The organism is Candidatus Symbiothrix dinenymphae, assembly GCF_001431085.1.
The window spans coordinates 1-392 of sequence record NZ_BBRU01000507.1 but is presented as its reverse complement, the minus strand read 5'-3'; the positions used below and the strand labels follow the sequence as shown (position 1 = coordinate 392).

The 392-nt window shown below is 51.5% G+C and carries 1 protein-coding gene; it reads right to left on the bottom strand.

Features of this window, described 5'->3' with window-relative positions; all coding sequences use genetic code 11:
* A partial coding sequence (locus ASC50_RS05360) for an outer membrane beta-barrel family protein (RefSeq protein WP_262482204.1) occupies positions 1–308 on the bottom strand: 308 nt, incomplete at its 3' end.
* Positions 309–392: the final 84 nt, after the last annotated feature.

Genomic DNA, 392 nt, shown 5'->3' with positions numbered 1-392 from the left:
GGGGATTGAGATGCCAGATGCCGGGGCGTTGGATGCGCAGATTGTAGCCCAGGCGCAAGGTCTGACCGTGTAATCTGGTAGGTAATTGTGGTGCTCGGTACCAAATTGGTGTAATCGGCACCAAAATTCATTGCCTCGTTTTTAGCAAATTCCGCGTCCAACCAAGTGCCCTCAAAGCGCAATCCCGCCTTGAAGCCCCATTTGTCGATTTTCACATTATACCCCGCATAAGCCCCCAGGATGTCGGAGTTGTGCAAAAATATATCGTTGTCGGACACCAGCGGTAGCCATTGCCCATTTGTCCACAAAGAGTGTTCGCTCTCGCTTTTGTTGATGCGTTTGATGTATTTGATGCCCGCCTCGATGGGTGGCTACACGGTGTCGCTCAACAC